The following is a 9,108-nucleotide window of genomic DNA, read 5'->3' on the forward strand; positions in this document are numbered from 1 at the left end:
AGACACATTAATATGGCACAAGTTGCGTTCTCACACCAATTCTCTCATCGCTGGAGCAATGCCCCACAAGCGGTTAAAGACGCCTTGCTACAAGAGTTTGAAGATATTATGCAGCTGCTTGACGCGGATACTGATTTAGAGAGCTTCGAATTTACAGTGCCCGATTTGCATGCTCATATCGACGCTATTAATGCCGAGGTGGCTGCTGAAAAAGAAGCGGCTCGCTTAGAAGCAGAAAGATTAGAGGCGGAGCGCTTAGAAGCAGAAAGAGCCAAGCTTGAGGCTTTGGAGGCGGAGCGCTTATTAAATGAAGAGCAGCAGGCAGAGCAAGATGCTTTAGAGCAGTCCCAAGTAGAAACAGATGAAACTCTGGTCCAAGATCCACAGGCGATGCCAGTAGCGGATACCGATCTGGTGGATGACAGTACTGCAGCGCAAGCGGATACTGAGAACACTGTAGATACTGATGCGCTTGTAGAGGCCGAAGGCCTTGTTACAGATGAAGGTTCTGATACAGAAGTTTCTGATGCTCCTGTCGACCCCTCAGAGTCACAGCCTACTGCTGTGGTTAATGAGACTGAAGCAGAGATCTCTGCCCCAGCGTCATTTGCCTTCGACACGACCGCTCCCAAGGCTGAGCTTGATGCTGACTTTATTAAAGAGCTTGAGAGTCGTATCGACGATTATCTCAGCGAGCAGTTGGCCAACATGTCAGAAGACTTAAAGTCTTGGTTGCGTGAACAAGTGGCCAACCGTTTTGATAACAAGTAACTGTTAATAAGTATTCAATAGGTAAAGCAGCAAACCGTTAAAGGTTATTCATGCAGCACTTTATAAATGGTATTGGCCATCACTTTACCAATGCCATTTACCCCCTCCAGCTCTTGCTGAGAGGCTCCTAACAGCTGTTGTAAGCCACCAAAGTGGTTTAACAAATCACGGCGACGTTTCTCCCCGAGTCCCGGAATAGCTTCTAACACTGAAGAAGAGCGACGCTTATCGCGCTTTTTACGGTGCGCGGTAATGGCAAAACGGTGCGCCTCATCGCGGATATTCATAATTAAATGCAGCGCTTTTGAGTCCATGGGCAAGTCCAACGGCTCATGGTCAATGAAGTGCAACACCTCAAGACCCGCCTTACGCCCCTCCCCTTTCGCCACCCCAATCAGCAAGGTGTCGTTTAAGATATCCAACTCAGTTAGCACATTTTTGGCCATATTAAGCTGACCTTTACCACCATCGATCAATAGAATGTCGGGCAAAGGGTGCTTCTTATAGCGACGGGTCAAAGCCTGAGCCATGGCTGCATAATCATCACCGTCTTGTACTCCATGAATGGCATACTGACGATAATCGCGTTTCCGCGCTCCACCCTGATCAAATACCACACAGCTGGCGATGGTCGCCTCTCCCATGGTATGCGAAATATCAAAACACTCAATTCTATCGATATTGGCTTGGGTGACCGGTTGTAGCACTTCTTTTAGCGCCCCAAAGCGGGCGTGCAACTCTAGGTAGTCACCAAGTTTGGTCTTCAAGGCATTATTAGCGTTCAATTTCGCCAAATCTAACCACTCGGCTCGGTGTTCACGCACATTGGTCTTAATGACCGTCTTACTCTCAAAATGGGTGCTTAACGCTTCTTGCAGCGCCTGCTGATCCGGCAGCTCGTGACTGATGATAATCTCTGGCGGTAAGTCATCGGTAACTTGGAAATAAAAGGAGGTAATAAACGCCGATAAGTTACTGCTGATAGGCTCACTGCTATCGACGTCAGGGAAATAGTTTTTACCGCCCAATACGCGCCCGCCACGCACAGTGAGCACATTAACACAGGTCATCCCTGCCTGACTGGCAATAGAGATAACATCTGCCTCACCCTTCACGGTATAGACCGCTTGACGAGACTGTACCTCACGTAGCATGGACAGTTGGTCGCGATAAAAAGCCGCTTTTTCAAACTCTAACTCTTCAGCGGCGTCTTCCATTTTGTCAATTAAAGCAGAATGAATGTCACTGGAGTCGCCTTTTAAAAAACGGATGGTATTTTGTACATCCTCGGCATACTCTTCAGGCGATACCAAACCCACACAGGGTGCTCGGCAACGCTTAATCTGATACTCGAGACACGGCCGCTTGCGTTGGCGAAAGAAGGTGTTGGTACACTGGCGCATCTGAAACATCTTTTGCATTAAGGTTAAGGTTTCTTTGGCCGCATGCGCTGAAGGAAAGGGACCAAAGAATTTGCCTTTTTGATGCTTGGCTTTACCTCGTCCATACGCCAATCTAGGATAAGGCTGATCGGCTGAGATAAAGACGTACAAATACGACTTATCATCACGTAACAGGACGTTATAAGGCGGACGGTGCTCTTTAATTAGGTTTTGTTCTAGTAGCAGTGCTTCGGTTTCACTGCGGGTAATAATGGTCTCAATATTGTGAATACGCGAAACCAAAGCGCGAGTTTTTGGGTGATCGATGGTCTTAGCAAAGTAGCTATTGACTCGATTTTTTAGCGATTTTGCTTTACCCACGTATAAGATATCGCCATTTTTACCCAGCATTTTATATACGCCTGGCAAATTAGGCATGCGCTTAATCAAATGCTTAAGCCGGGCTTGTTTATCATCCGCGGCCATCGTTGTCGACTTATTCACCATAACTCACAAAACCAAAAAATATTTAAGATATCTTTATTTATGGGGCTTTGAAACCTTTATTGCAAGCCTATTACGGGCTGAGTCATTTTATCAATCTCTAGTATTATTCCTTTAATAACCCGTCTATCTACTCTCCTCAAATCCTGCCTAATTTTCTTAAAACCATCTTATTAAATTTTTATGAAGACAATTTCTGAGTCATTGGCGTTAATGAATGCGGATAGGCAACTGAAGCAGTATCGTTATCTTTTAAACTAAACAACATAATGATGCCGCCAATAATGGCCGCCAGCCCGAATACAATTAACGCGATCGCTAGTACTTTTCTCATAAAACTCTCCTGCTGTCTAAATTAACAATTGTTTCAATTATTGATACCAAAAAATGAGACCTATTGTACGGACTACTTATGACTATGAATATTAGCCATAAAAAAAGCCGGCCCTAGGCCGACTTTTTTACTATTAACTCAAATCTTATTTCAGACGCTAATTACTATTTAAGGTCTTACTTAAGATTTTGCGTTAGATCTTACTTAACAGTTCAGTTAACTAACAGCAGAGATTAGTGTCTAAAGCTTGGCATCAAGGCTGGAATACCTGGTAGCATACCCACCATCGCCATCACCACGGTCAATAGCACAAACATACCGGCTGGAATGATCCAACGACTCATTTTGCTCAGACCCGCACTACGCTCTTTAGAGCCAATCAGACCCATGTTGTCTAGTAGCATGGTTAATGACCAACCAAAGGCTGGGTTCACAAGCGCTGAAGCGAATACTACAATGGCCGCTGACTGCGTGGTTTTACCTTCACGAGTCATCTCCATACCCGCTTCAAGTAGAGGAATAAATACCCCCACAATAAGCGCCACACACATCACAGGCTCCCAAATGGCCAAGTCCATAGGATAACCCCAGATTGCTGCAACCACACACAGTAGAGCAGTTAAGATAGCACCTGCAGGGATAGGTCGTTTGGCAATCGCTGCTGGAACGATATAGGTACCCCAAGATGACGTAAAGTTTGCGCCGCCCAGTACAGAGCCCACAACCTGACGAATTGAAGCACTGGTCATGGTATCGTCGATATCCATAATTACTTTTTCAGTACGCTTTGGATAACTGATCTTCTGGAAAACCTGATGACCTAAGAAGTCTGGTGACCACATAGCCACAGCCAATACCGCAAAAGGCAACACCACCATAAAGCTTTCTAAGTTGGGTAGACCTAACATCCAACCGGTGTTCTCACCCCACCAATACATAGGGCTCATGTGCGGCATACCAGGGGCAGTCTCAAAAGCAAAAGGCGCGCCCAATAAGAAGGCCGTCGCTCCGCCTAAGAAGCAGCTCAATGGCACCGCCAACCAGCGCTTATTGTAGTTCTCTAAAATGGCGTATAAAACAATAGTACCTAAGATCACAATGAAAGCGATGTGGGGCATATTGATGTCTTTCGACCAGTTAAGCAGCTTGGTCACCTGAGAGGTGGTCCCAATAAAGCCCAGATAGAGCAGCAGACCACCACAGACCCCTTTACTGGTCAGCTCTGCCAGCAAGCTCCCCCCTTTACTAATAGCCAGAAGCATCCCGAACAGACCAATTAATAAACCAAAGGCCATAGGGTGACCACCCGCCAAAACTACGATCGGAATCAGCGGAATTAAGGGACCATGGGTACCGGCTAAGTTGGCAGTAGGCAATAGAAAACCGGAGAATAAAATAACGAAGAATGAGACGATCAATAGCTCATAACGCACGTTTTCTAGAATAAAGGCATCGCCTAAGTTTAAGGCGCCCGCAAAAGTCGCTGCAATAGCACCCACCATAACTACTTTACCAATGGTGGCGGCTAAAGCTGGAATGGCATCTTCATATTCAAAACGATAGTCACGGAATGGGAGGTTAGGCTTCCAGCGCTTGGGCTGCATGATTTGTAGTTCATGATTCAGATAAGCATCACGATTGGGGAAACTAGAGCTGGGTTTATGCAGCTGTTCATAGCTCCCTGATAAAGCAATGTCTTCCTCTAGAGGGGCCCCGCCAGAATTAGGTAATGAGTCATTACTCATAGTATCTCCTTATACAATAAATGCTTCCTTGGTGACAGGATTGTTTAATAAAACCACACGGTTTATAGGGGTTGTAATAAATATGACTGAGTATTGTAGTCTAACTGGATAAAGAATACGAGCACATTTTACGGCTAACCCCCTGATTTATTTCAATATAGTCGATTATAGAAATCGAAAAACCCCCAATCTCTTCAGATTGAGGGTTTTTCCTGATAACGGTTAGATTACCAGCTCTTTTTGGTATACAACTAATTAATGCTTTAACCTAGTATTAGGATCAGCTTAGATGCCTGGTGCAGTTTCAACTGCTTCTGGAACGCCCGCGTCAGTTTTGCTCTGAACACCTTCACGGCGTAAAGATAACTTTTCGCGAATACGTGCAGATTTACCAGAACGCTCACGTAAGTAGTATAGTTTCGCACGACGTACAGCACCACGACGTTTCACTTCGATGCTATGAATAATTGGTGAGTGTAACTGGAAAGCACGCTCAACACCGATACCGCTTGAGATTTTACGAACGGTAAAGGCAGAGTTAAGACCACGGTTACGCTTAGCGATTACCACGCCTTCAAAAGCCTGTAAACGCTCACGCTCACCTTCACGTACTTTTACTTGAACTACTACAGTATCACCAGCAGAGAAGTTAGGACGCTCAAGTAGTTGTGAATTTTCAACTGCTTGTACTAATGGATGTACATTACTCATGAGATTGCTCCTCACATGGGACGGCATAGGCTGAAAGTCGCATACCACCCGTTTATAATAATAACCCCTTGCACTCAATAACGAGTTTAAAGGAGAAACAGGAATAAGAAATCGGTTTTGACTGCTATCGATATTGAACCAATAGCACTAATGCTCTTAAGGTGACTTAGGGTCACTGCAATAAAGACCATCAGTTAGAATCTGAATATAAATAAAATAATAAAGTTAACCGCAAATAAAGCGCTGTCAGGTCTATCCCCTGTCTACTTTATTTCGTCCTTAACTTTTTTGAGCAAGCGGGCCTGCTCTGCATTCGGGGTAAATTGTTGCCACAAGTCAGGGCGTCTTTGCTTGGTGCGCTTAACTTGCTCAACAAAACGCCACTTTGCGATATTGGCATGGTGACCAGAAAGTAGCACTTCTGGCACGGTCAAACCTTCAAATTCATGAGGCTTGGTGTAGTGTGGACAATCTAGCAATCCTTCAACAAAGGAGTCTTGCTCAGCGGATTTGGCATCCCCCATCACATCGGGTAGCCTGCGAATCACACTGTCCATCAATACCATCGCGGGTAGCTCACCGCCGGTTAATACAAAGTCTCCTATTGAGATCTCCATATCAACGTAACGCTGCAATAGTCGCTCATCAATGCCTTCATAACGACCACATAGCAAGATCATTGCGTCATATTGACGTAATGCCATTACCGCGGTTTCATTTAAGGTGTCACCTTGCGGAGACAAATAAATAACAGGGCAATGCGCTGAGTCTGTGGCACAGCCATGTTGGCTGGCTTGCGACTTGGCATACTCAATGGCTTTGGCCAAAGGTTCTGCCATCATCACCATACCGGGACCGCCACCAAAGGGACGCTCATCTATACGGCGATAATTGTCTGTCGTGAAATCACGAGGATTTATGCACTCGATAGTAACTTGCTTATTTTGAACGGCCCTACCAGTAATGCCAAACTCGCTAACAGCGGTAAACATTTCAGGCAGAATGGTGATGACTGCAAAATACATTAGGTCACCTCCAAATAACGCCAAAATAGTGACAGTTGATTAAAAATAAAAAACGCTAATTTCAATCGCAAACTTAAAAGCCTAAGGTATCTCATGCTTAAAGTGGCTAATTAAAAATCACGCTCCCAATCTACAATCATCTGTCCAGCAGCCAAATCGACCACATCGACAGTTTGCTTGTGCCAAGGAATCATTCGAGGCTCATCATCAATACTGTCTTTACTAGGCACTACCTTCATGATCGGGTGTGCACCGGTTTCAAACAGCTCTTTGATAGTGCCCAAACATTCCTGCTGCTTATTAATAACACTTAAGCCAACCAAATCAGACCAGTAGTACTCGTCTTCTTCAGTCTCAGGTAAGCTGTCTTTATCAATCCAAATGCTAACGCCATTCATGGTTTCAGCAATGTTGCGATCAGGTACCTGCTCAAATTGAGCCACAATACCAGACCCTTGCTTACGCCAGTCTGTAACGGTCAGTGGTTTGAACCCTGTCGCCGTCTTCATCCACCAAGGGGAGTAACTAAAGATAGCTTCTCGTTCCTCAGTTTCGCTAAAAACCCATAACCAGCCTTTAATGCCGTATGGTTTTTTTAGCTGTCCTATTTTCATAAGACTGTCAGCGTTTGGTGTTGTCATAAGACTTGCTCAGCCACAATTAATAAAAAAACAATTACTCAAAACTGCAGTGCAATGAGATACTATCCCATTGCAAAACAAATTATGTCTTAAGCAGTTACTTCTTCAGTTGCAGGCTTATAACCTTTCGCTAATGCTTTAACGCGCTCTGAAGGCTGTGCACCTTTTTCGATCCAAGCATTATAAGCATCCATATCTAGACGTAGTTCAGTTTCCTGACCTTTCGCTAGTGGGTTATAAAAACCTAGATTTTCGATGTAACGGCCATCGCGTGAACGACGCTGATCTGCTACAACAACTTGATAGAATGGGCGTTTTTTGGCACCGCCCCGTGCTAAACGAATAACAACCATTTGAGTTCTCTCTTCCGTAGGTATACCAAAAAGGGCATAATTATATCAGAATACTAATGACTTGGAAACCTTTTACTTAATTAAAACTGTAACTATCATTATACTATAAGCGATGTCCCAATGAACAAAGCCTCTACTCGCCCTCTCTTCTCTCGGTTCGGTTCAAGACCGTATTCAAACACTTGGCAGACGACGCTTGCCGTGATGCTGATGGTCATGATTAGTGTCGTGGTATCGATCTGGTTTTTCTGGCGAAGTTTGTACTTACCAGAGTTAAAAAACCATGCCCGCTACCTAACCACAGAGCTTAAGTTGGTCACTGCCACTCGAGAGCACTGGGGAGAAAATGAAGAGGTCAGACAATGGATTCTTGCTAATAATCATATTGAGGTCGTAGAAGATCCCAGTCAGTTCCCTGATGTTTCAGATAAAGCTGTGGTGGGTTTCTTTACCGATGTTATTCAGCAAGAAATCAGCCAACAGCTGGGCCGTGAAAGTGTGGTCTACTTTAAGTTCAAACCCACTCCACAGCTCTGGGTTCAGGATACAGCATCACCAGAGTTTTGGATACGTGAACCTGTTATATTTTATGCTCAGTATAGCCCAAGTTCACTTGTTTTTTTCTTATTGGGTATCCCGCTATTTACTTTACTAACCATTTTATTATTGGTGCGTCAATTAAACCGTCCTCTACGTAAGCTACAACAAGCGGCCACCAACTATATCCGTTTGGGTACCGCCACTACCCTGCCTACCAACTCAGGCACCACCGAAATTCGCCGCGTTAACATGGCCTTTAATCGGCTATTTAGCACCTTAAGTCAGGCGCAAAAAGAACGTACTATTATGCTCGCTGGTATTTCACATGACCTACGTACCCCGTTAACCCGTATGCGTTTAACTGCTGAAATGCTGCCCGATGAGTTTTTCCGCGAAGGGCTTATCTATGATATTGAAGACATGGATGCCATATTAGAGCAGTTTATCTCCTTTATGAAAGATGGTTCAGATGAGGCGGTGAGCTTAACCAATCTAGACAATATTTTTCGCGAAGTGATGGTGCAATTTGCGCCGTTAGAATTTATTTATCAAACCGATGGGCTGCGAGAGGTTGCGGTGCGTCCTTTGTCCATTAAACGCCTTATTATCAACCTAATTGTTAACGCTCAGCGTTACGGAAAGCCGCCTATTTATCTTACTGCAACCATCACCCCCACTTTCAACTCACAGGAAGTTGATCCTGATGATGAAACTTCAGTATCGACGCCAGGCATGGTACGAAAGGCCAAAGAGCAGCTTATCATCTGTGTTCGTGATTGTGGCCCAGGGGTAGCCAACGACCAGTTAGAACGCATTATGCAGCCTTTTGAGCGTGGAGAGTCGGCTCGCACCACCCAAGGTAGCGGATTAGGTTTAGCCATCGTACAACGCATCACGGGGCTACATCATGGTACCGTTGAAGCCATCAACCACCCTGAAGGCGGATTGCAGGTCTGTGTTCGAATTCCTTTAGTCTCTCAGTCTCAGCCTGACTTACAAGATGGGGACGCAGAGGGTAACAATGAAGATTAACTTGAAGCGGTGAACGCCCTATTTCACCCCTCAACCAGGCTCCGTTATCGTTTGTCTCGTCCTGAAATAC

The 9,108-nt window shown here is 44.9% G+C and carries 9 protein-coding genes; 2 read left to right on the plus strand and 7 right to left on the minus strand.

Annotated elements, in window-relative coordinates; all coding sequences use genetic code 11:
* Window positions 1-12 precede the first annotated feature (12 nt).
* A complete protein-coding gene (locus tag B3S92_RS10950) occupies window positions 13-771 on the plus strand; it encodes a hypothetical protein (RefSeq protein WP_296205999.1) in 759 nt (252 codons plus the stop codon).
* A 44-nt stretch (window positions 772-815) separates the two neighbouring features.
* Here B3S92_RS10950 and uvrC read toward each other — a convergent pair whose 3' ends face one another.
* From uvrC to rpsP, 7 genes are all read right to left on the minus strand, one after another.
* Entirely contained in the window at window positions 816-2,639 is a 1,824-nt protein-coding gene (gene uvrC / locus B3S92_RS10955) for an excinuclease ABC subunit UvrC (protein WP_414707026.1), read from the minus strand.
* A 199-nt stretch (window positions 2,640-2,838) separates the two neighbouring features.
* Window positions 2,839-2,991 carry a hypothetical protein gene (locus tag B3S92_RS10960; RefSeq protein WP_296206005.1) on the minus strand — a complete coding sequence of 51 codons (153 nt, stop codon included), beginning with the start codon at window positions 2,989-2,991 and terminating at the stop codon, window positions 2,839-2,841.
* Window positions 2,992-3,224: 233 nt separating this feature from the next.
* Window positions 3,225-4,736 carry a DUF3360 family protein gene (locus tag B3S92_RS10965; RefSeq protein ID WP_296206007.1) on the minus strand — a complete coding sequence of 504 codons (1,512 nt, stop codon included), beginning with the start codon at window positions 4,734-4,736 and terminating at the stop codon, window positions 3,225-3,227.
* 285 nt (window positions 4,737-5,021) lie between these two features.
* Window positions 5,022-5,447 (minus strand): 50S ribosomal protein L19, encoded by a 426-nt coding sequence (rplS, locus tag B3S92_RS10970; protein ID WP_077450420.1) that lies wholly within the window; start codon window positions 5,445-5,447, stop codon window positions 5,022-5,024.
* A 263-nt stretch (window positions 5,448-5,710) separates the two neighbouring features.
* Entirely contained in the window at window positions 5,711-6,472 is a 762-nt protein-coding gene (trmD, locus tag B3S92_RS10975) for a tRNA (guanosine(37)-N1)-methyltransferase TrmD (RefSeq protein ID WP_296206012.1), read from the minus strand.
* A gap of 110 nt (window positions 6,473-6,582) precedes the next feature.
* On the minus strand, window positions 6,583-7,113 hold the full coding sequence (gene rimM / locus B3S92_RS10980; RefSeq protein ID WP_296206015.1) for a ribosome maturation factor RimM: 531 nt from the start codon (window positions 7,111-7,113) through the stop codon (window positions 6,583-6,585).
* Window positions 7,114-7,202: 89 nt separating this feature from the next.
* A complete protein-coding gene (gene rpsP / locus B3S92_RS10985; RefSeq protein WP_077450423.1) occupies window positions 7,203-7,466 on the minus strand; it encodes a 30S ribosomal protein S16 in 264 nt (87 codons plus the stop codon).
* A gap of 120 nt (window positions 7,467-7,586) precedes the next feature.
* Here rpsP and B3S92_RS10990 point away from each other — a divergent pair, with 120 nt between their 5' ends.
* On the plus strand, window positions 7,587-9,038 hold the full coding sequence (locus B3S92_RS10990; protein WP_296206019.1) for an ATP-binding protein: 1,452 nt from the start codon (window positions 7,587-7,589) through the stop codon (window positions 9,036-9,038).
* The last annotated feature ends 70 nt before the right edge of the window (window positions 9,039-9,108 follow it).

Origin of the sequence: Psychrobacter sp. UBA3962 (assembly GCF_002385225.1) — a bacterium.
Taxonomy (GTDB): Bacteria; Pseudomonadota; Gammaproteobacteria; order Pseudomonadales; family Moraxellaceae; genus Psychrobacter.